Genomic DNA, 20,366 nt, shown 5'->3' on the forward strand with positions numbered 1-20,366 from the left:
ACGCCAGTAAGAGTACGTCAGGTGCAAAAAAAGAAAACTTTTCCGCAGCAGAAAAACGGCCTGCATCCCCGCAACCGCCACCGTTCCCGCTATGATTTCCCGCAGCTTATCGCCAGCTGCCCGGCATTGGCGCCGTTTGTCGCGCCGAATCAGTGGGGCGACCTGTCGATAGACTTCGCCGATCCGGCGGCGGTGAAAATGCTTAACCGCGCCCTGCTGCAGCATTTTTACGGCATTGAACACTGGGATATTCCGGCCGGCTATTTGTGCCCGCCGATCCCCGGCCGCGCCGACTACCTGCATCACCTAGCCGATCTCTTGGCGACCGGCAACGGCGGCGCGATCCCGCGCGGCAAGGGCGTGGCGATCCTGGATATCGGCGTCGGGGCCAACTGTATTTACCCGATCGTCGGCGTACGTGAATACGGCTGGCGTTTTACCGGCTCCGAGGTGGAAAGCGGGGCGCTGCAGTCGGCCAAAATGATCGTTGCGATGAACCCGTCGCTGAAAAACAGCGTGCGTCTGCGGCAGCAAAAGCAGCCGACGCGGATCTTTGACGGCATTATCGGCCCCGCCGAGCGCTTTGACGCTACGCTGTGCAACCCGCCGTTCCACGCCTCCGCCGAAGAGGCGCGCGCCAGCACCCGGCGCAAGCTGCATAAGCTGGGCAAGGGCGAGCCGGCGGCGCAGCCGGTGCAGAACTTCGGCGGTAAGAATAATGAACTGTGGTGCGATGGGGGCGAAGAGGCTTTTGTCTGCGCGATGGTGGCGGAGAGCGTCAGCAAGGCGCAAAACTGCCTGTGGTTCACCTCGCTGATCTCCAAAAGCAGCACGCTGCCGGCGGTGTATCAGGCGCTGCGGCAGGCGGGGGCGGCGGAGGTGCGCACCGTTGAGATGGCGCAGGGGCAAAAAATCAGCCGCTTTGTCGCCTGGACGTTCCACACCGCGGAGCAGCAGGCCGCCTGGGCCGCCGAGCGCTGGCGCTGATCCCGTCCTGTTGATGCGCCGGCAGCCGCGCTGGCGCAAAGAAATTTCCTGACTTTCCTTCCTTTTTTTCCGGCTTGCGTTATGCTCAGCGCGATCGGTAAAAATAACAAAGGCGACAGCCTAATTCCTTATTAAATAATAACTTTTGTCAATTATTCAACTTCCGGTGATTCCCCTGCCGGCGGCGACACGGTGTGTTCTCCGTCCGGCAGCGCGCGTTGTGGTGGGAACGACGCGCGGAAATAGCAATGCGTTCTGAATATTCATCATTCCGCAAAATAAGGGTCCCACTTATGCCGTTACGTTTTACACAGTTAACCACCCGCAAGGCTGCCGAGCTGGCCGCCATTGAACGCGCCGTTGCCACCATCGCGTTTACTCCCGACGGCACGATACTGCGCGCCAACGATCTGTTTCTACAGCTGATGGGTTATACGCATCAGGAGGTGGTCGGCCAGCCGCACCGTATTTTTTGTGAGGCGGCGTATGCCGCCAGCGCGGACTACCGGCGGCACTGGCAGCGGCTTGCCGAGGGGCAGGCGATTAGCGACACGGTGCAGCGGCGACGGAAAAACGGCGAGCCGCTGTGGCTGCAGGGCACCTATACGCCGGTGTTCGACCGCCGCGGCCGGGTGTGCGAGATTATCAAGATTGCCAGCGACGTCAGCGCGCGCATCGTGCGTGACCAGGAGCATGTCAGCCTGCTGACCGCGCTGAGCCGCTCGATGGCGATGATCACCTTCAGCCCGCAGGGCGTTATTTTAGACGCCAACGACAATATGCTGGCGCTGATGGGCTATAGCCTGGCGGAGGCACGCGGGCAGTCGCACCGTATGCTGTGCCCGGCCGAATATGTCGCCAGCGCCGACTATCAGCAGCATTGGCAGCGGCTGGCGCGCGGCGAGTATATTACCGGCCGGTTTGAGCGGGTGAACCGGCAGGGCGCGCGGGTCTGGCTGGAAGCCAGCTATAACCCGATTCTGGATAACGAAGGGCGGGTGGTGAAGGTGGTGAAGATCGCGCAGGACATTACCCGTGTGATGCAGCAGCAACAGCAGGAGGAGGCGCTGATGCGCGACGTGCATCAGCTGTCGCTGGATACCGACCGCAGCGCGGCGCAGGGGGCGGACATCGTGCAGCGGGCGGTGGACGGCATGCAGCAGGTGGAAACGGCGGCGCAGCACACCTCGCAGCTGATCGGCGAGCTGGGGGACTATTCACAGCAGATCGATACGCTGGTGGCGGCGATGCGGAAAATTGCCGCCCAGACCAACCTGCTGGCGATCAACGCGGCGATTGAGGCGGCGCACGCCGCGGAGCACGGGCGCGGCTTTGCGGTGGTGGCCGGCGAGGTGCGTGCGCTGGCGGAACAGTCGCGCAAGGCGGCGGTGGAGATTGAAGGCATGACCAAGGCGATCCAGCACGGCGTGGCGGCGGCGATTGACGGCATGGCGACCTGCGTGGCGCAGGCGGGCGGCGGCGTGACGCTGACCCGCGACGCCGGCGCGGTGATCCATCAGGTCAATCTGGGCATGCAGGACGTGGTGAAGCTGATGCAGGCGTTCCGCACGGTCAAGCAGGAAGAAACGCTGACGGACGCCCGCTGACGGGCGGGCGTCGTTGAGGTCAGCCGGCCTGCCACTCGGCCACCAGGGTTTGCACCAGCCGCGCAGCGGGCATCTCCCGCGCCAGCGCGGCGCCCTGGCCGGCCCATTGGGCGCCGAAGCCCGCTTCGCCCTGTGCGCCGGCGGCGGCGGCGAGCGCTTTGCCCAGCGCATAGGTCAGCGGATAGGGCGGAATGCTGTCCGGCGCGATGTCGCGGGCAAACTGGCAGAACGCATTATTGATGCACCTGGCCGGCCGGCCGGAGATGGCGGAGGTCATCACCGTATGGGCGGCCTGCGGGCTTTGCAGAGTGCGGCGGTAAGCCGGATTGGCGGCGGACTCCGGGCACAGAATAAACGCAGTGCCCAGTTGGACGCCGGCCGCGCCCAGCTTCAGCATCGCGGCCATTCCCGCGCCGTCCATAATGCCGCCGGCGGCAATCACCGGCACGTCGGTGACCTGCCGTATCGCCTGCAGCAGGGTAAAGGTGGTTAACCGGCAGTCGTCCTCCTGCAGATTAAACTGGCCGCGGTGCCCGCCGGCCTCAATGCCCTGCGCCACAATAAAATCGATCTGACTGTCGGCGATCTGTCTGGCCTCTGCCGGCGTGGTGGCGCTGGCAAAGGTGACGATGCCGCGCGCCTTTAACTGGCCGATAAACGCGGCGGAGGGGATGCCGAAATGGAAGCTGACCACCGCCGGGCACAGGGTTAACAGCACTTCCAGCATGCGCGCGTTGTCGTGAAACGTCTGGTAGATTTCGCTTAATCCGGCGGGCGGTTCGGCGCCGTACTGGCGGAACAGCGGCGTGAAGCGTTCAATCCACGCCTGTTCCAGCGCCGCATCGCGCTGTACCGGCGGGTGGCAGAACACATTGACGTTAATCGGCCCGGCCGTCAGGGCCTGCGTTTTGCCGATCATCACTTCCGCCTGCTCCGGCGTGGCGGCGCCGACGCTGATGGAGCCTAACGCGCCGGCGTTGCTGACCGCCGCCGCCAGTTCGGGGGTGGAGACGCCCGCCATCGGCGCCTGCACCAGCGGGTACTGCAGATTAAGCCGGGTACACAAAGCGTTTTTCATCGTTACACCTGCCTGAGTTCACGGTAAGGTAGATAAAATCTCGTGTAGAGACTAAAAAATCAATATCGTTTTCAAAATGAGAATGAAAGATGAACCATACTTCACTGGAAATCTTCAGGGTGGTGGCGGAAGAGCTGAGCATTAACCGCGCCGCCCGACGGGTGGGGCGGGTGCAGTCCAACGTTACGACGCGTATTCAGCATCTTGAAGAGGAGCTGGACGTTCAGCTGTTTATCCGCGAGAACCGCACGCTGCGGCTGTCGCCGCAGGGCAAGAAATTCCTGGCGTATGCCAACAAAATTCTCAGTCTGGCGGAGGAAGCGCGCCAGTCCCTGCATCCCCATCATCCGGGCGGCGCGCTGGCGTTTGGCGCGATGGAGTGCGCCGCCGCCAGCCGGTTGTCGCAGCCGCTGGCGGCCTTCAGCCGGGCGTGCCCGGCGGTGCAGCTGAGTTTTACCACGCTGCCGACGCGCCAGTTGACGGAAAAGGTGCAAAGCCGGGAGCTGGACTGCGCGCTGGTGGCGCTGCCGGTTAACGGGGAAGGCGAGGCGCTGTGCCCCGAGGGGCTGTCCTGCCAGCCGATGTTTGTCGAACGGCTGATGCTGCTGCAGTCGGCGGCGGCGGCGGAAGGCTCCGCGCCCAGCAGAAAACTGGCCGCCTTCGTTGACGGCTGCACCTACCGGGAGATCGCCCTGCGCCTGCTTGCCGGCGTGAAGGGGGAGCGGCCGCCCGAGGTGCAGGCGGTCGGCTCTTATCACTCGATGCTGGCCTGCGTCGCGTCGGGCAACTACTGCTGCCTGCTGCCGCAAAGCGTGCTGCAGCTGCTGCAACTGCCGCCGGGGCTGTCCGCTACGCCCGCCGGCAGCGCCGTCACCCAGTTTATCTGGCGGACGGAGAGCCATTCGCCCGCCGTTGACAGTATGCGCCGCACGCTGCTGGCAACCTCTGACTGGGCCGGGAGTTAGCGGCAAAATAACGGGGCCGCAAAGCGGCCCCGCGGGTGTGGCAGCCTGCCTCAGGAAACGTGCTGCAGGAACTCCTGTAGACGCTGGCTCGGCGGGTGGTTGATCAGCTGATGCGGATCGCCGTCCTGCGCGATGCGGCCTTTGTCGATAAAGATCAGCCGCGAGGCCACCTTCTCGGCAAAGCCGACCTCGTGGGTGACGATCACCATGGTCATGCCTTCCTCGGCCAGATCCTGCATCACCTTCAGCACCTCGTGGCGCAGCTCGGGATCGAGCGCGGAGGTGGGTTCATCAAACAGCATCATTTTCGGCTTCACCGCCAGCGCGCGGGCGATGGCCACGCGCTGCTGCTGGCCGCCGGACAGCTCGGACGGGTAGTGATGCGCGCGCTCCGCCAGTCCCACTTTCGCCAGCAGCTCGCGCGCCAGCCGGTCGGCGTCGGTTTTACTCAGGCCGCGTACGCGGATCGGCCCGAAGGCGACGTTTTCCAGCGCCGTCAGGTGCGGGAACAGGTAGAACTGCTGGAACACCATCCCCGCCTCCTGGCGGATCAGCCGCTCGTCAACGTTCGGATCGTTGACCTTTAGACCGTCGACGATCAGATCGCCGCGGGTGATCTCCTCCAGTTTATTGATGCAGCGCAGCAGGGTGGATTTGCCGGAGCCGGACGGCCCGATAATCACCACCACTTCCCCCTGATTAATCTTCAGGTCGATATCGTGCAGCACCTGGGTTTGGCCGAAGTGCTTGGAGACGTTGTTAAATTCAATCACAGGATTTTCATCCTTCTTTCCAGACGACGCAGCACAAAGCTCAGCACCAGCGTGATGATCAGATAAATGACGGCGACGGCGCTCCAGATTTCCAGCGCGCGGAAGTTGCCGGCGATGATTTCCTGCCCCTGACGGGTCAGCTCGGCGACGCCGATAACGATAAACAGCGAGGTGTCCTTAATGCTGATAATCCACTGGTTGCCCAGCGGCGGCAGCATGCGGCGCAGCGCCAGCGGCATGATCACATGGCGGATGGTTTCACGCCGCGACAGGCCGAGCGCCAGACCGGCCTCGCGAAAGCCGTTATGGATCGACAGCACCGCACCGCGGGTGATCTCGGCAATGTAGGCGCCGGAGTTGATCATAATGGTCACCACCGCGGCGGTGAACGGATCGATGCGCAGATCGGTAAAGGCCATGGGCAGCGCGAAGTAGATAAACATCACCTGCACCACGATCGGCGTACCGCGGATCACTTCGATAAACACCAGGGCGATATGGTTGGCGATCCAACCGCCGTAGGTGCGGGCAAAACCGGCGACAAGGCCGATAATCAGGCCGCCGATCAGACCGAGGACCGAAATCCACAGGGTCATCTTGGCGCCTTCTAACAGAATGGGCAGGGCGGGCCAGATGGCGCTCCAGTCGAACTGCATGGTGTTTTACTCCCGGTGTTCCCCAACGGTGGGGATCAGACACAGCCGCACACGGCGGACCGCGCGGTGGCGGCGCCGTGTGCGATGAACACGCGGTCAGACGTGATTATTTGGGTTCGGTACCGAACCATTTTTTATAGATTTGGTTGTAGGTGCCGTTTTCACGCAGCGTTTTCAGCGCGCCGTTGACCTTCTCGCGCAGCTCGCTGCCTTTCGGGAAGGCGATGCCGTACTGCTGCGCTTCCAGCGAGTCGCCTACCGTTTTGAATTTGCCGGCGCCGGCGGTCTTGATGAAGTACAGAATGTTCGGCGTATCGTGCAGCACCGCGTCGGCGCGCTTGGTGCCCAGCTCCATATAGGCGTTGTCAATATTCGGGAACTGACGCAGGTCCTTGGTTTTTACATGCTCCTTCACGTAATCCACCGAACCGGTGCCGCTCTTCACCGCCACCACTTTGCCGTTCAGGTCGTTGACGTTCTTCACGTCGTTATTGTCGGCGTTGACCATCACCAGCAGGCCGCTTTGGTAGTAGCCGTCGGAGAAGTCGATGGCCTTCTGGCGCTCTTCGGTAATGGTGATGCCGGCCAGCGCCAGATCGACGTTTTTGGTCTGCAGCGCCGGGATAATGCCGCCGAAGTCCATCGGCTTCAGGGTGTAGTCCAGCTTCAGCTCTTTGGCGATGGCGGCCCACAGGTCGATATCGAAACCGACGTACTGATTACCCTGCTTGAACTCGAAAGGAACGAAGGCGGTGTCGGTGGCGACCACCAGTTTGTCTGCTGCGTGAGAACTTACGGCAAAGGCCAGCGACAGGGCGGCCAGCGAGGTTTTAAACAGTGACTTCATGAGAGGAATTTCCTGTACAGGTTGTGGTTGACCCATTTTTTTATTGCATTATCGCTATGAAATAATCGTGCCACGTCTGCGATTTCTATAAAAACAAAGGGTTAAGATGTGATGTTGTGCCGTTACGGCGAGTTATTATGTGTACGCCCTCACGCGGCGCCCCGTTAAGGTGCAGGCGCTTGCAATCGGTGCGTTGGTTTATGATTAACTAAAAACTGGTGAGAAAACAACCGAAAGTTAACAATTTGGCATCAATATTGATAACTAAATCTAACTTTTTGGCGCAACGCAGGGGATGTCGCAGCGCAAAAAAAACCGGTCAGGAGGCCCTGACCGGCGGGTATTAACGTAGTTGGCTGTCTTTGCTGCCGCGGCGGTTGTATAAACTGCCGGCGGCGTGTTTTTTATCCAGCGCGCTCTGGCAGTTCAGACAGTAGCGCACGCCTTGTAACGCCTGGCGGCGCGCCAGCGGGATCTCTTCCCCGCACTCCTGACAGTAATGCTCGCTTTCGCCGTGCCCCAGCGCCTGCCGGGCGCGCTGTACGGCATCGTCAACGGTGGAATCGATTTGATCCTGAACCGCGCCGTCTGCCGCCCATCCGCTTGCCATAAGCCACCTCCTGCAGTGAAACGCTTCTCAACAGAATATGGCGTTTTTTTCGCCGATTTCAAGCGTTGTGCGCCGGAGGCGGCCGGGGTTATTCGAGATTGGCCTCGATAAACCACAGGAATTTATCCAGATCGCGCGAGGCGGCGGTAAAGATATCCGCGGTATCTTCGTCATCCACGACGCTGATGGCCTGGCGGATGTCGTTCGCCACCACGCCGTAGCGGTCGGCCAGCGCTTTCAGGTGTTCCTGCACGCTGTGGATATGCGTCGGGTAGCTTTGCAGCGGCGTGGCCGCATTGACGGTCTGCACGGTGCCCAGCGCTGTGCCGCCCAGCTGGACTACGCGCTCGGCGAAGATATCCAGGTGATCGGTAATCGCGGTGCGGAAGCCGTCAAGCATTTCATGCACGGCGATAAAGTTGGCGCCGCGCATGTTCCAGTGCGCCTGCTTGGTGATCAGCGACAGGTCGATAAACTGCGTAAGCTGGTGGTTCAGGATGCTGATGGTCGCCAGCTTGGTTTTTTCATCCATATCATTGCGGGTGTACAGCAGATCAGAAGATTTCGTTTTCACCAGTTTTGCGGTACTCATAAAGATATCCTCTTAAATTGTTGTCCCAAATTTATTACGAAATAATTATAGCAGCGCCGGGTTATTTTACTGGCTGATAAAGGCTATGGATTAAATAGGTATGGGCTATGTGGCAGGCGGGCAGGTTAAATTAATGTTAATTTTTAGGTTGGTGTTATTGTTTGATAATTAAGGATTTTTATTTTTACTCTGCTGGCGTGGGATTATTTCTTCAATCATCGCTTTGAGGCGGCGTTTAATTACGTATTGATAATTAACGGATAAATTTCTCCACCGTCTTTAACCGCCCTGGTGATGTTTTTTAAGCCTCCCTTGGGGCGGGCTTTTATGCCTCGAGATGGTCTTTTCTATGTGCCGCGTGCGGCGGCAACCTCAGGCTGTGACACCGCGCTGACACCGTTCAGCTTGATAGTGATTTTTGACACGCTTTACCTGCAACAGGCTACTTACATACACAATAAAGTTTGCGGAAGATAACGTCTGGCAACCTTGGCGACGGCTCATGATTGGAACAGTGACTCGCTTCGCATTTTCAGCGCCGGTGAAAATCTACTTTGTCACTGCTTTAGCTAAAACCTTTCAGCTAACCACAAGGGCAGAATAATGAAGACGCTAACCGCAGTTTCAGTCGCTATCTCTTTGATTTCCGGCTATGCCAACGCGCAAACCATCGTATTGACCGACAGTGAAAAAGGCATTGAACAGGGCAACTGGCAAACCGACAGCCACAAGCTGAAGCTGGCGGGCGCCGACTTCAGCCTGCGTCAGCAGGTGCTGCACGGCGGCAAACAGGAAGGCTCCAAGGTGATTACCCTGACCAGTCCCGGCGGCCTGACCATCGCGCTTAGTCCGACGCGCGGCATGGATATTTTGCATGTTAACGGCGGCGGCGTGCGGTTGGGCTGGGATTCGCCGGTCGATGAGGTGGTGAACCCGGCCTATATCAATCTGGAAAGCCGCAACGGCCTGGGCTGGCTGGACGGCTTTAATGAAATGCTGGTGCGCTGCGGCTTTGAGTGGACCGGACACCCGGGCGTTGAAGACGGCACGCTCTATACGCTGCACGGCCGCGCCGGCAACACGCCGGCTTCCAAAGTGCTGGTGGAGATTGATGACCAGGCGCCGCATACGGTGCGCATCCGCGGTTTGCTGAAGGAAAATACCTTTAAGAAAAGCAATCTGGAAACCTGGACCGAGCTGCGCTACGTGCCGGGAAGCAGCGCCTTTACCATTGAGGACCGCCTGACCAACCGTGCGGACTATCCGCGGGACTACCAGATTATCTACCACAGCAATTTTGGTAAACCGCTGCTGGAAGAGGGGGCGCGCTTCAATGCGCCGATCAAGGAGATTTCACCGTTTAATGCCTATGCCCGCGCCGGGCTGAAGAACTGGTCGCAGTATCAGGGGCCGACCCAGGGCTTCGATGAGATGGTGTTCAATATTGTGCCCTATGCCGACGCCGAGGGAAAAACGCTGGCGATGCTCAGCAATCGTCAGGGCGATCGCGGCGTCTCCATTGACTTTAATACCCGGCAGCTGCCGCTGCTGACGCTGTGGAAAAATACCGACACCGAGCGGCAGGGCTATGTCACCGGCATCGAACCCGGCACCAATTACGCCTATCCGGTACATATCGAGCGCGAGCAGGGGCGTATCAAACAGCTGTCGCCGGGGCAGAGCACGCAGTTCACGCTGACCTACACCCTGCTGCAGAACGCCCGGCAGGTTAAGCAGGCCGCAGAGCGCGTTAGTGCGCTGCAGGGCGACCGCGAGGTCAAACTGCGGGAACAGCCGATTGCGGAGGAATAGGCAGGACGGCGTCAGGCCGGCGTGACGGCCGGCCTGACGCGAGGGGGTTAGAAATCATACGGCTGTTCATAGTGAACTTTGACGATCGCTTTTTTAATCAGCTGCGGGCTGCGCAGCAGGCAGCCGGTTTTGTGGGGCTCAAACGGGAAAAACAGCACGAACATGCCGGGCGTCATATGCAGCGTCTGCCACGGGCGGCGAATATCGGCCCGCTGGTAATCCTGCTGCTGTTGATAGGCCTCACAGTGGATCTCGCTGCCCGGCAGGCCGTAGTCGATGCGCTCTTCGCCGCTCAGCAGTATCTGGATATCCAGATACTGGTAGTGCAGCTCGGCGCGTTTTTGTTCGGCAGGTTCGGTGGTCAGTTCGACCACCTCCATAAAGATGCGATCGCCGTCAATGTCGTGGCGTCCCAGGGGCAGGTTAGGCAGATCTTGCTGACGCACCTGAGTCAGAATGTCAGCCAGATCTGAAGACAGTCCCTGTCCATAGCGGGGATTAAATAAACTATTTAAGATCATTCAGCTTCTCCGTTCCGTCGATAAAAATTCCTATACTTATTGTGGCTATTTTATCGACGAAAAACAGTTAAGCCGTCCGCAATCCGATGATCTAAGGCAGGCTTTCAATACGTGGTTTCGGCCTGATGGTCAGCGTTGCGCCCATGGAGGCGATAATAATGGCGCTCAGCGCCAGCCATTGCACCTGCGTCAGGTGTTCGCCAAGGAAAATCATGCCGGAAAAGGCCGCCATCGCCGGCTCCAGGCTCATCAGGGTGCCGAAGGTGCGCGCCGGAATCTTCGGCAGGGCAATAATCTCCAGCGAGTAGGGCAGCGCGGTGGATAAAATGGCGACGCCCAGCGCCAGCGGCAGGATATCCACATTAAGCAGCGCCGCGCCGGTGTGCCAGGCGCCGATAGGGGCGAACACCAGCGTGGCGATTAGCGAACCGACCGCCACGGTGCCCGGACCGTGATCGCCGCCGGCTTTCTGACCAAAAATAATATACACCGCCCAGCAGGCGCCGGCGCCCAGCGCACAGGCGGCGCCAAGGGGATCGATGCTGTTGACGCCGTCGCCGAGCGGCAGCAGAAAGACCAGCCCGGTGATGGCCAGCACCACCCAGACGAAGTCGATCGCCCGGCGGGATGAGAACATCGCCACCGCCAGCGGGCCGGTGAACTCCAGCGCCACGGCAATGCCCAGCGGCACGGTGCGCAGCGACAGATAAAACAGATAGTTCATCGCCCCCAGCGCCAGGCCGTAAACCAGCAGCGGCAGGCGGGTGCCGGCGGAAAAACGCATGCGCCACGGGCGGAAGATGATAAACAGAATCAGCGTGCCGATGCACAGACGCAGCGTGGTGATCCCTTCGGCGCCGACCAGGGGAAACAGGCTTTTCGCCAACGATGCGCCGCTCTGAATCGACACCATGGCGACCAGCAGCAAACAGACCGGCAGTAATATAGAAGACGCTTTTGCAGAAACCGACGAAGACATCCTTTTAAGCCTTAATTATGCATTCCCGCAACGGGGGAGATCGGAGAAAAATGAGACAGATTGCAGTGTAATGAATCGCCGACGTTCTGTCTGCGAAAAGCGTGCGGAGGCGATTTTTAAACGGTTTGTTTAAGTAAATCTGGTGCGTTAGCACAAAAAGTGCGCATTTTATTAAGAAAAATCTGGATATTAAATAGGTGATTTTTGTCACGCTAGAGGATAGAATACGTCCGAAAATTAAGCGAAATGAAGCGGATACAATGTTCTTGTAATCTTCTGTTACACGATATCAAGTGTTAGACACTCAAATCGGGGCAGAGTTTCACGCTAATTTTTGTTATATTTTCATCGTATAGACAAATGGATGTACTTAATAATAAAACGCGTTTGAGGTGGTTATGAAAAAAATTGCATGTCTTTCAGCAGTAGCAGCTTGTGTATTAGCAGTGACCGCAGGTACTGCGTTCGCTGGTCAGAGCACCGTAACCGGTGGCTACGCTCAGGGCGATTTCCAAGGCGTTGCTAACAAAGCTGACGGCTTCAACCTGAAATACCGTTACGAGTTCGACAACAACCCACTGGGTGTGATCGGCTCTTTCACTCACGTAGAGAAAGATCGCGCTGAGAACGGTACTTACAACAAAGCTCAGTACAACTCTATCACTGCAGGTCCTGCTTACCGTTTCAACGACTGGGCTAGCATCTACGGCGTGATCGGTGTGGGCTACGGTAAAAACGTTGCTAACGCACAAGACGGTTCTCGTCGCGGCGGCAGCAGCGACTACGGCTTCAGCTACGGTGCTGGCCTGCAGTTCAACCCAATCCAGGAAGTTGCTCTGGATGTTGGTTACGAGCAGAGCCGTATCCGCAACACCGACATCGGTATCTGGAGCGTTGGCGTAGGCTACCGTTTCTAAGAATTATCGTTAGCGGCCCGCCCCGGCGGCCGTTTACGACAAAAAATCCGCCCTCGGGCGGATTTTTTTTGCCTGCGATCCGGCTCAGAGCGTCTGCTCCATCACCAGCACCGTCCGCTGATGGTACTCGGCGCGGTGGGTTTCACGAAAACCAATCTTGTGCGCCACCCTGATTGAAGGCTGGTTATGCGGTGAGATAATGCACTGCGTTCTGCCGCCCGGCAGCGCGTCCTTCCCCCAGGCCAGCGCCGCCCGCAGGGCCTCCGTGGCGTAGCCTTTGCCCTGGGCCGCGCTGCACAATAGCCAGCCCATTTCCGGAGCCTCCAGCGGCGGTGAGATCTCGCGCTGATAGTTGGCGAAGCCGAGGCTGCCGATAAATTGGCCGCTGTGTTTCTCGCGCACCGCCCAGTAACCATAACCCAGCAGCTGCCAGTGGCCGAGGTAGCGCAGCAGGCGTCCCCAGCTCTCTTCGCGGTCGCGCCCGGCGCCGCCGCCAATATAGCGCATCACCTGCGGATCGGCGCTCATCGTCGCGATGGCGTCGAAATCATCCAGGGTGTAAGCGTCCAGAATCAGGCGTTCGGTGGTGAGGCGGGGGGCGGTGGTCACTAAGGGTGAATTCATTGTTCCTGCTCTCTGCAATGTGCGGACGCACGCGCGGCGCGTCCGCAGGGGAAAGAATAGGAATTCAGTATGCTATATCAGCAGCCACAAAAGCCAGGTAAACAGGAAGCCGCTGACGCTGAGCACGGTGGTCAGCACCGTCCAGGTTTTCAGTCCGTCGGCGACCGACAGGCCGAGGTATTTGGTGACGATCCAGAAACCGGAGTCGTTAACGTGCGACAGCCCCAGCCCGCCGAAACAGGTGGCCAGCGTCACCAGCACCAGCTGGAGATGATTAAGCCCGCCGACCGCCTCTGACAGCAGCCCGCCGGTGGTCAGGATCGCCACCGTGGCCGAACCCTGCGAGGCGCGCAGCGCCAGCGAGATGATAAACGCCGCCGGGATCAGCGGCAGGCCGATGGTGGTCAGCACCTCGGCCAGCGCCTTGCCGACGCCGGACTCCACCAGCACCTTGCCGAATACCCCGCCGGCGCCGGTCACCAGAATCACCACCGCGGCGGTCGGCAGCGCCGCGCCCATCACGTCGCTGGTATGCTGCAGGCTCCAGCCGCGGCGCACGGCCAGGAAGTAATAGGCCAGCGCCAGCGCTATCATCAACGCCACCGCCGGCGCGCCCAGCAGCGACAGTGTGTCGCGCAGGCCGGAGCCGGGTTCCAGCAGCGTGGCGGAAACGGTGCCGGACATGATAATGGCGATAGGGATGATAATCAGCGCGGCGATCAGTCCGGCGCTCGGCGGGTTGAGGCGATCGCTGATCGGCGCGTTGCTCTCTGGCGCGGCCAGCTGCAGCTGCTCCAGCACCTCGATCGACAGCGGGTAGGCCTTGCGGTTCAGGTAGCCGGCGACGAAGTAACCGATAATGCCGACCGGCACGCAGATCGCCAGGCCGATAATGGTCAGCCAGCCGATATCGCTGCCGAGCAGGCCGGCGGCCGCGACCGGACCGGGATGCGGCGGCAGCGCCACGTGCACCGTCAGCATCACGCCGGCCATCGGCAGGCCGAATTTGAGCGGCGACACTTTCGCCACCTTGGCGAAGCCGTAAATAATAGGCGCCAGAATAATAAAGCCGACGTCGAAGAACACCGGGATGCCGAGAATAAAGGCCGCCATGGTCAGCGCGGCGACGGTGCGTTTTGGCCCCAGCGCCTGGCTGAAGCGCTGCGCCAGCGATTCCGCGCCGCCGGAATGCTCGATCATGCGGCCCAGCATCGCCCCGAGGCCGATAATAATGGTGACCGAACCGAGCACGCCACCCATACCGGCGGTCATAACGCCCATCACTTCGCCAGTCGGAATGCCGGCGGCCAGCGCCACCAGCAGGCTGACCGCCAGCAGCGCGATAAACGGCTGGACTTTGGCCTTGATGACCAGCAGCAGGAGCAGCATCACTCCGGCCAGCGCTATAAACAGTAACATTGTGGTAGACATGGTGTTGCCTTTAAGCAGGTTCCCCGTCTGTGCGGGGTACAGAAGTCCAGGCGCCGCGCTCGCCGGGGAAGCCGGCGATACGGGCGCGCGTATTGTTATAGGGTGTGGTTGGCGTTAACGGTTACAGATAGGGCCTGACCCACGCCAGCCCGGCGTCGGTGGCCGCGCGCGGCTGGTATTCACAGCCGATCCAGCCGTCGTAGCCGAGACGGTCCAGCTGGGCGAACAGCCAGGGGTAATTCAGCTCGCCGTCGTCCGGCTCGTGACGATCCGGCACCCCGGCGATCTGGATATGGCCGTAGCGTCCGGCCAGCGCCTGCAGCAGGCCGCTGATATTGCCGTCCACCAGTTGCGCGTGGAAAAAGTCGAACTGGATAAACAGGTTAGGGCGGTCGACCTCCGCCTGCAGCGCCGCCGCCTGATGCTGGCTGGAAAACAGGTAGTTCGGTTTCACCTGCGGGCTGAGCGCCTCAATCATCACGTTAATGCCGTGCGGGGCGAAAGCGTCGGCGGCATAGCGCAGGTTGCTGATAAAGGCCGTGCGATAGGCCGCCGGATCCGCGCCGGCGGGCACCACGCCGGCCATCACGTGCACGCTGGGGCAGCCCAGCGCCAGCGCATACTCCAGCGCGCGATCGATATCGGCGCGCGCCTCGGCTTCACGCCCCGGCAGCGCCGCCAAACCCCACTCGCCGGCGGCGGCATCGCCCGGCGCGGTGTTGAACAGCACCTGCTGCAGACCGTGCCGGCGCAGCTTTTCCGCCAGCAGGTCGGCGGGATAGTCATAAGGGAACAGGTACTCGACCGCTTTAAAGCCGGCGTCGGCCGCGGCGGCAAAGCGCTCCAGAAACGGCAGTTCGGTAAACATCATCGATAAATTGGCGGCAAATTTAGGCATCATCAGCTCCGTAACTCGGCAATTTCATCATCGGTCAAATAGCGGATCGGGCGGTCGCCGAGGGTGAAAATCAGCTTCGCCGCGTCCTCCATCTCTTCGGTGTTGTCTGCGGCGGCGCGCAGGTCCTTACCGGTAACGACCGGCCCGTGGTTAGCCAGCAGGAAGGCGCGGTAGGACGGCGCCAGCCGCGCCAGATCCTCGGCCAGCCGCTCGTCGCCGGGCCGGTAGTAAGGCACCACCGGCACCTGGCCGACGCGCATCACCACATAAGGGGTGAAAGGCTTGATGGCGTTGCGGGTGTCCAGCCCCTGCAGGCAGGAGAGGGCGGTCAGATAGGTGCAGTGCAGATGCACCACCGCTTTGCACTCCGGGTTATTCAGGTACAGCGCACGGTGGAAGCTGATCTCTTTTGACGGTTTGTCGCCGGAGATCCACTCGCCGTGCAGGCTGACCTTGGACAGGCGTTCCGCCTGCAGCTCGCCGAGGCAAGAGCCGGTCGGCGTGGCCAGCAGGTTGCCGTCCGGCAGCAGCAGCGACAGGTTGCCCGCCGAGCCGGTGGCGTAGCCGCGCTGGAAGAATGAGGCGCCGAGGCGCACCATCTCTTCGCGCGCCTGTTGTTCGGTGGTATGCGTCATAGCGGGAACTCCGTTTGTGCTCGGGCAAAGAAGTTTTCGTCGCCGAAATTGCCGGATTTCAGCGCCAGAGAGACCGGCTGTTCAATGGCGCGCACCCAGGGTACGCCGGGAGAAATGCACGGGCCGATATGGAAGCCGCGGATAGCCAGCGCCTGCGTCACCACGCCGGAGGTTTCGCCGCCGGCGACGATAAAGCGCCGGAAACCGGCCTGATGCAGCAACTGCACCAGCGCGGCGAACAGCGCCTCGACCGCCTGACTGGCGATGTCCACGCCGTATTGCTGCTGCGTCTGCCGCAGCGCCTCCGGCTCGGCGGTGGCGTACAGCAGCGGCGCGAGATCGCCGCGCTGCGCCTGCACCCAGTCGCTCAGCTCGCGGGCATAGCGCGCGCGTTCGTCCTCGCCGATGCAGCGCGCCACGTCGATGGCCTGCGCTGCCGCCTGCTGGCGATAGCGGGCCACCTGCTTATTGGTCATGGTGGAGCAGGAGCCGGAGAGCACCACGGCCTTCTCCCCCTGCGGCGCGCCGGCGGCCTGAGCCTGCGTCTGGCCCGGCTGCGCCCACTGGCGGGCCAGACCGATCGCCAGGCCGGAGCCGCCGGTGACCAGTTTCATCGCCTTCAGCGCCGCGCCCTGGGTCAGCAGGTGTTGTTCATTCAGCGTATCGAGCACCACATAGCGTACGCCCTGCTGCGCCAGCTGCTGCAGGCGGGCGCGTACGCCGTCGGCGCCGGCGTCCATGACGGTGGCGTCAATCAGCCCGCAGCGGCCGGCGGCCTGCGCTTCCATCAGCCGCAGCAGATTGCTGTCGGTCATCGGCGTGACCGGGTGGTTGCGCATGCCGGATTCGGACAGCAGCTGATCCATCACAAACAGGTAGCCCTGATACACGGTGCGGCCGTTGATCGGCAGCGCCGGTGAAATCACCGTCTGGCTTTCCCCCAGCGCATCAAGCAGCGCATCGGTCACCGGACCGATATTGCCGCGGGCGGTGCTGTCGAAGGTGGAACAATATTTGAAGTAAAACCGTTGGCAGCCCTGGCGCTGCAGCCAGGCCAGCGCCTGCAGCGACTGCGCGACCGCCTGCTCTGCCGGGCAGGATCGCGATTTAAGGCTTATCACCACCGCCTGCGCGTCGACGGCGGCGTCGCTGTCCGGTACGCCGTTCAGCTGTACCGTCGACAGGCCATTTTCCACCAGAAAGCTGGCGATATCGGTGGCGCCGGTAAAATCATCAGCAATTACGCCAAGCAACATTATGGCAACTCCTGTTTTTGCGGCAGTTCAATGCCGGTGAAGATTTTGATCACTGCGCTGTCGTCTTCTTTACCGTAGCCGGCGTTGCTGGCGGAGGTAAACATATTCAGCGCGGTGGAGGCCAGCGGCAGCGGGAAGTGCAGCGCTTTGGCGGTGTCGGCCACCAGTCCCAGATCCTTGACGAAGATATCCACCGCCGATTTCGGCGTATAGTCACCGTCGACCACGTGGCGCATGCGGTTTTCAAACATCCAGGAGTTGCCGGCGGCGTGGGTGACCACGTCGTACATCACATCCAGCGGAATGCCGGCGCGGGCGGCCAGCGCCATCGCTTCGGCGCCGGCGGCGATATGCACCCCGGCCAGCAGCTGGTGAATGATTTTCACCGTTGCGCCGAGGCCGATTTCGTCGCCGACGCGGTACACTTTCCCCGCCACGGCGTCGAGCAGCGGCTGCAGCCGGGCGAAGGTGGCGTCACTGCCGGCGGCCATCACCGTCATCTCGCCGGCGGCGGCTTTCACCGCACCGCCGGACACCGGCGCGTCCAGCATGCTCAGCCCCTGCGCGGCCAGCCGCTCGGCGATATCGGCGGCGTCGGCGGCGGAAATGGTTGAGGAGACCATCACCGGCGTGCCGGGCTTCAGCTGGCCGGCCAGGCCGCGCTCGCCAAACAGGATCTGTTTGACCTGGGCGGCATTCACCACCAGCAGCATCACCGCGTCCAGCTCGGCGGCAAACGCATCGGCGCTGGCGGCCACCTGTTTGGCACCCGCCTGCTCCAGGGCGGCGCGTGCCTGTGGATTGAGATCGACGCCGTAGGTGGTTAAGCCGGCGTTGATGCAAGACTGTGCGGCGCCCATGCCCATGGAACCGAGGCCCACGATGCAGACGGCGTAGTTGGCGGATTGTGTCATACTGACTCCGTGTTAATTTTAGTGATATTTTGTTCTCATGTGTTAAATGTAAGCGTTTTTAAGCGCCTGTAAGGTGACCGTCTTCACAAAAATTAACGATGAATACTGTGTGAGTAACGACGGATTTGCAGGGGAAAAGCGCTAATTATTTGTTTATTTGACAAGTTATCGCTTTTACCTACTTTTACCCTCTGTGCGGCGTTTGCTGTCAGCGCACGAAAATTGACGTAAAATCACAATAATTATCAGCAGTAAGGAGAAGTCCTGTGATCCCGGTAGAACGCCATCAACAAATTCTGGCTCTGGTTGCCGAGCGCGGCGTGGTCAGCATCGCCGAACTGACGGAACGGCTGGCGGTGTCGCATATGACCATCCGGCGCGATCTGCAGAAGCTGGAAGAGCAGGGGGCGGTGATCGCGGTATCCGGCGGGGTGCAGGCGGCGGAGCGGCTGGCGATTGAGCCGTCGCATCAGGATAAGGAAGGGATGTTCAGCCAGCAGAAGGCGGCGATCGGCGCGCTGGCGGCCAGCCTGATCCCGGCCAACAGCTGCATTTATCTGGATGCCGGCACCACCACGCTGGCGCTGGCGAAGCAGATCGGCGAGCGCGGCGATTTAACGGTGGTCACCAATGATTTTGTGATTGCGGCCTACCTGCTGGAAAACAGCCAGTGCGAACTGATCCACACCGGCGGCACGGTGTGCCGGGAAAACCGCTCCTGCGTGGGCGAGGCTGCGGCGCAGGCGCTGCGCCAGCTGTTTATCGATCTGGCCTTTATTTCCGCCTCATCCTGGAGCATGCGCGGCCTGTCAACGCCGAGCGAGGATAAGGTGGCGGTGAAAAAAGCCATTGTCGACGCCAGCCGGCGGCGCATTCTGCTGAGCGACACCTCTAAATACGGCAAGGTGGCCACCTATCTGGCGCTGCCGATCGCGGTGTTTGACGCCATTATTACCGATAGTTATCTGCCCGATGCCGCCCAGACTGCTATTCAGCAGGCAAATATTACTCTGCATATGACCGGCGAATAGCCGGGCAATATCCTGGTGCTTTCTGGCCCGACCTTTGGCGCGCTGCCGGCGGCAGCGCGGATACGGGCCGGCGCGGCCGCATTTTCCTGCTGTGTACGGGGCTGAATTGGTGAAGTCGTGCGTGATATTTACATTAAACTTTATGGTTAATCGGGTGTTTGCCTTACTTTTTAGCTTAAATTTTATTAAATACCCTATAAAAAACTAACTTTACCGATATTGGCTTTTGAATATATCCATTCTGACAGCCTTTGTATACTCTAACCGAAAATGACAAGAAAATTCCTATTGTTACCGACGGCGAGAAAAGGTATTGGATTCACGCTTTTATTCATTTTGAACGCAACCTTTTATTTTATAATCAACGCTGCAGGTTACGCATTTAACGTGGTTTCTGGTTAACATCCGTATAGCATTCTTTGCTAACGGCGAATGCTTGAATATAGTAGGCAATATGAAATACAGAATTAATGGACAGATTCTTTTCGATACGGACAGCGGCAGCCTGGGATTAGAGGATTTTCCGGAAGAATCCCTGGCTATTTCAAACCCGTCAAAGCGGCTATTGCTTTTACTTATTGCCCACCACGGCGAGCAGGTCAGTCGGGAACTGATATTCCGCAAGGTGTGGGATGATTATGGCATGGTGTCCAGCAATAATAACCTCAACCAGTGCGTGAGCAAATTACGGCGGGTGTTAAAAACGTTGGGTATTGATGACGAGGTCATTATTACCGTCCCCAAAGTCGGCTTTATGCTGGCGCATAATATCACGCTGGAGAAGGAAGAGGCGGCCATCACGCCGCCCCAGAGCGTAGCCGGGGAACGGGATGGGGGGCGCGCCTTGTTCCGGTGGGCCGCCGGACGGCGTTGGCATCCCGGCGTGGCGCTGGGTGCGCTGCTGTTGCTGGTTATCTGCATCGGCACCTGGCTGATCTATCGCAACAGTGCGGTCAGACAGGAACGTTTAATTGGCGAGGTGAATAACTGCAAGGTGTTTTTATCGGCGCCGCGCGTCGCGATGAATGGCAATGCGGAGCAGGTTAACGATATGCTGGCGTATATTAACGCCCATCCGCAGCAGTGCCGCAATGACGAGTATTTACTGCTGCTCAGCAGTAGTCGGGTGGGCACCTACATTAAAGGCGTTTCCCGGCTGTTTATTTTGAAATGCCGGGTGGCACGTGAATACCGCGTTGAGATTTGCCACAGTCAAAAAGAGTAGCTGCTGTT

At 60.1% G+C, this 20,366-nt stretch carries 21 protein-coding genes; 7 read left to right on the forward strand and 14 right to left on the reverse strand.

Annotated elements, in window-relative coordinates:
* Positions 1-21: 21 nt before the first annotated feature.
* Both rlmF and I6G83_RS14075 read left to right on the forward strand, forming a co-directional pair.
* On the forward strand, positions 22-987 hold the full coding sequence (rlmF, locus tag I6G83_RS14070; protein WP_174545393.1) for a 23S rRNA (adenine(1618)-N(6))-methyltransferase RlmF: 966 nt from the start codon (positions 22-24) through the stop codon (positions 985-987).
* Between the two features lie 293 nt (positions 988-1,280).
* Complete coding sequence (locus I6G83_RS14075; RefSeq protein ID WP_054304940.1) at positions 1,281-2,594, forward strand: methyl-accepting chemotaxis protein; 1,314 nt, start codon at positions 1,281-1,283, stop codon at positions 2,592-2,594.
* 19 nt (positions 2,595-2,613) lie between these two features.
* On the opposite strand, the gene I6G83_RS14080 is transcribed toward I6G83_RS14075, so the two are convergent.
* Positions 2,614-3,672 (reverse strand): NAD(P)H-dependent flavin oxidoreductase, encoded by a 1,059-nt coding sequence (locus I6G83_RS14080; protein WP_054304939.1) that lies wholly within the window; start codon positions 3,670-3,672, stop codon positions 2,614-2,616.
* A gap of 89 nt (positions 3,673-3,761) precedes the next feature.
* On the opposite strand from I6G83_RS14080, the gene I6G83_RS14085 reads away from it, so the two are divergent.
* Positions 3,762-4,637, forward strand: coding sequence for a LysR family transcriptional regulator (locus I6G83_RS14085; protein WP_054304938.1), 876 nt, complete (start codon positions 3,762-3,764; stop codon positions 4,635-4,637).
* A 50-nt stretch (positions 4,638-4,687) separates the two neighbouring features.
* On the opposite strand, the gene glnQ is transcribed toward I6G83_RS14085, so the two are convergent.
* The 5 genes from glnQ to dps all read right to left on the reverse strand — a co-directional run bounded on the left by glnQ (position 4,688) and on the right by dps (position 8,115).
* Positions 4,688-5,410, reverse strand: coding sequence for a glutamine ABC transporter ATP-binding protein GlnQ (glnQ, locus tag I6G83_RS14090; RefSeq protein ID WP_015671562.1), 723 nt, complete (start codon positions 5,408-5,410; stop codon positions 4,688-4,690).
* Complete coding sequence (gene glnP / locus I6G83_RS14095; protein WP_015671563.1) at positions 5,407-6,066, reverse strand: glutamine ABC transporter permease GlnP; 660 nt, start codon at positions 6,064-6,066, stop codon at positions 5,407-5,409. Before glnP ends, glnQ begins: the two co-directional genes overlap by 4 nt.
* Before the next feature lie 106 nt (positions 6,067-6,172).
* Positions 6,173-6,913 (reverse strand): glutamine ABC transporter substrate-binding protein GlnH, encoded by a 741-nt coding sequence (glnH, locus tag I6G83_RS14100; RefSeq protein ID WP_015671564.1) that lies wholly within the window; start codon positions 6,911-6,913, stop codon positions 6,173-6,175.
* Positions 6,914-7,256: 343 nt separating this feature from the next.
* Positions 7,257-7,523 carry a DksA/TraR family C4-type zinc finger protein gene (locus tag I6G83_RS14105; RefSeq protein ID WP_015671565.1) on the reverse strand — a complete coding sequence of 89 codons (267 nt, stop codon included), beginning with the start codon at positions 7,521-7,523 and terminating at the stop codon, positions 7,257-7,259.
* A gap of 88 nt (positions 7,524-7,611) precedes the next feature.
* Positions 7,612-8,115, reverse strand: a complete 504-nt coding sequence (gene dps / locus I6G83_RS14110) for a DNA starvation/stationary phase protection protein Dps (protein ID WP_054304937.1) — start codon at positions 8,113-8,115, stop codon at positions 7,612-7,614.
* A gap of 603 nt (positions 8,116-8,718) precedes the next feature.
* Here dps and I6G83_RS14115 point away from each other — a divergent pair.
* Positions 8,719-9,927 carry an aldose 1-epimerase family protein gene (locus I6G83_RS14115; RefSeq protein ID WP_054304936.1) on the forward strand — a complete coding sequence of 403 codons (1,209 nt, stop codon included), beginning with the start codon at positions 8,719-8,721 and terminating at the stop codon, positions 9,925-9,927.
* 47 nt (positions 9,928-9,974) lie between these two features.
* Here the strand turns inward: I6G83_RS14115 and nanQ are convergent, their stop codons facing one another.
* Positions 9,975-10,448, reverse strand: a complete 474-nt coding sequence (gene nanQ, locus I6G83_RS14120) for an N-acetylneuraminate anomerase (protein WP_054304935.1) — start codon at positions 10,446-10,448, stop codon at positions 9,975-9,977.
* A 91-nt stretch (positions 10,449-10,539) separates the two neighbouring features.
* Positions 10,540-11,427 (reverse strand): threonine/homoserine exporter RhtA, encoded by an 888-nt coding sequence (gene rhtA / locus I6G83_RS14125; protein ID WP_054304934.1) that lies wholly within the window; start codon positions 11,425-11,427, stop codon positions 10,540-10,542.
* Positions 11,428-11,825: 398 nt separating this feature from the next.
* Between rhtA and ompX the strand changes: the two genes are divergently transcribed.
* The gene (gene ompX, locus I6G83_RS14130; protein WP_015671570.1) at positions 11,826-12,344 is read left to right on the forward strand and encodes an outer membrane protein OmpX; all 519 of its coding nucleotides are present in this window, start codon (positions 11,826-11,828) and stop codon (positions 12,342-12,344) included.
* 84 nt (positions 12,345-12,428) lie between these two features.
* Here ompX and I6G83_RS14135 read toward each other — a convergent pair whose 3' ends face one another.
* The 6 genes from I6G83_RS14135 to ltnD form a co-directional block, all read right to left on the reverse strand.
* Positions 12,429-12,968 carry a GNAT family N-acetyltransferase gene (locus I6G83_RS14135; protein WP_054304933.1) on the reverse strand — a complete coding sequence of 180 codons (540 nt, stop codon included), beginning with the start codon at positions 12,966-12,968 and terminating at the stop codon, positions 12,429-12,431.
* 72 nt (positions 12,969-13,040) lie between these two features.
* The gene (locus I6G83_RS14140) at positions 13,041-14,399 is read right to left on the reverse strand and encodes a GntP family transporter (protein WP_054304932.1); all 1,359 of its coding nucleotides are present in this window, start codon (positions 14,397-14,399) and stop codon (positions 13,041-13,043) included.
* Between the two features lie 121 nt (positions 14,400-14,520).
* Positions 14,521-15,297, reverse strand: a complete 777-nt coding sequence (locus tag I6G83_RS14145) for an HPr family phosphocarrier protein (protein ID WP_054304931.1) — start codon at positions 15,295-15,297, stop codon at positions 14,521-14,523.
* A gap of 2 nt (positions 15,298-15,299) precedes the next feature.
* Positions 15,300-15,932 carry a 3-oxo-tetronate 4-phosphate decarboxylase gene (otnC, locus tag I6G83_RS14150; RefSeq protein ID WP_015671574.1) on the reverse strand — a complete coding sequence of 211 codons (633 nt, stop codon included), beginning with the start codon at positions 15,930-15,932 and terminating at the stop codon, positions 15,300-15,302.
* On the reverse strand, positions 15,929-17,188 hold the full coding sequence (gene otnK / locus I6G83_RS14155; RefSeq protein ID WP_082394630.1) for a 3-oxo-tetronate kinase: 1,260 nt from the start codon (positions 17,186-17,188) through the stop codon (positions 15,929-15,931). Before otnK ends, otnC begins: the two co-directional genes overlap by 4 nt.
* Entirely contained in the window at positions 17,188-18,102 is a 915-nt protein-coding gene (ltnD, locus tag I6G83_RS14160; RefSeq protein ID WP_054304929.1) for an L-threonate dehydrogenase, read from the reverse strand. The genes otnK and ltnD overlap by 1 nt, the downstream gene beginning before the upstream one ends.
* Positions 18,103-18,368: 266 nt before the next feature.
* Between ltnD and ygbI the strand changes: the two genes are divergently transcribed.
* Together ygbI and I6G83_RS14170 are read left to right on the forward strand one after the other, a co-directional pair.
* Positions 18,369-19,133 carry a DNA-binding transcriptional repressor YgbI gene (gene ygbI, locus I6G83_RS14165; RefSeq protein WP_054304928.1) on the forward strand — a complete coding sequence of 255 codons (765 nt, stop codon included), beginning with the start codon at positions 18,369-18,371 and terminating at the stop codon, positions 19,131-19,133.
* A 454-nt stretch (positions 19,134-19,587) separates the two neighbouring features.
* On the forward strand, positions 19,588-20,358 hold the full coding sequence (locus I6G83_RS14170; protein WP_054304927.1) for a winged helix-turn-helix domain-containing protein: 771 nt from the start codon (positions 19,588-19,590) through the stop codon (positions 20,356-20,358).
* The last annotated feature ends 8 nt before the right edge of the window (positions 20,359-20,366 follow it).

It is taken from the genome of Serratia rubidaea, from assembly GCF_016026735.1.
GTDB classification, from domain to species: domain Bacteria; phylum Pseudomonadota; class Gammaproteobacteria; order Enterobacterales; family Enterobacteriaceae; genus Serratia_B; species Serratia_B rubidaea.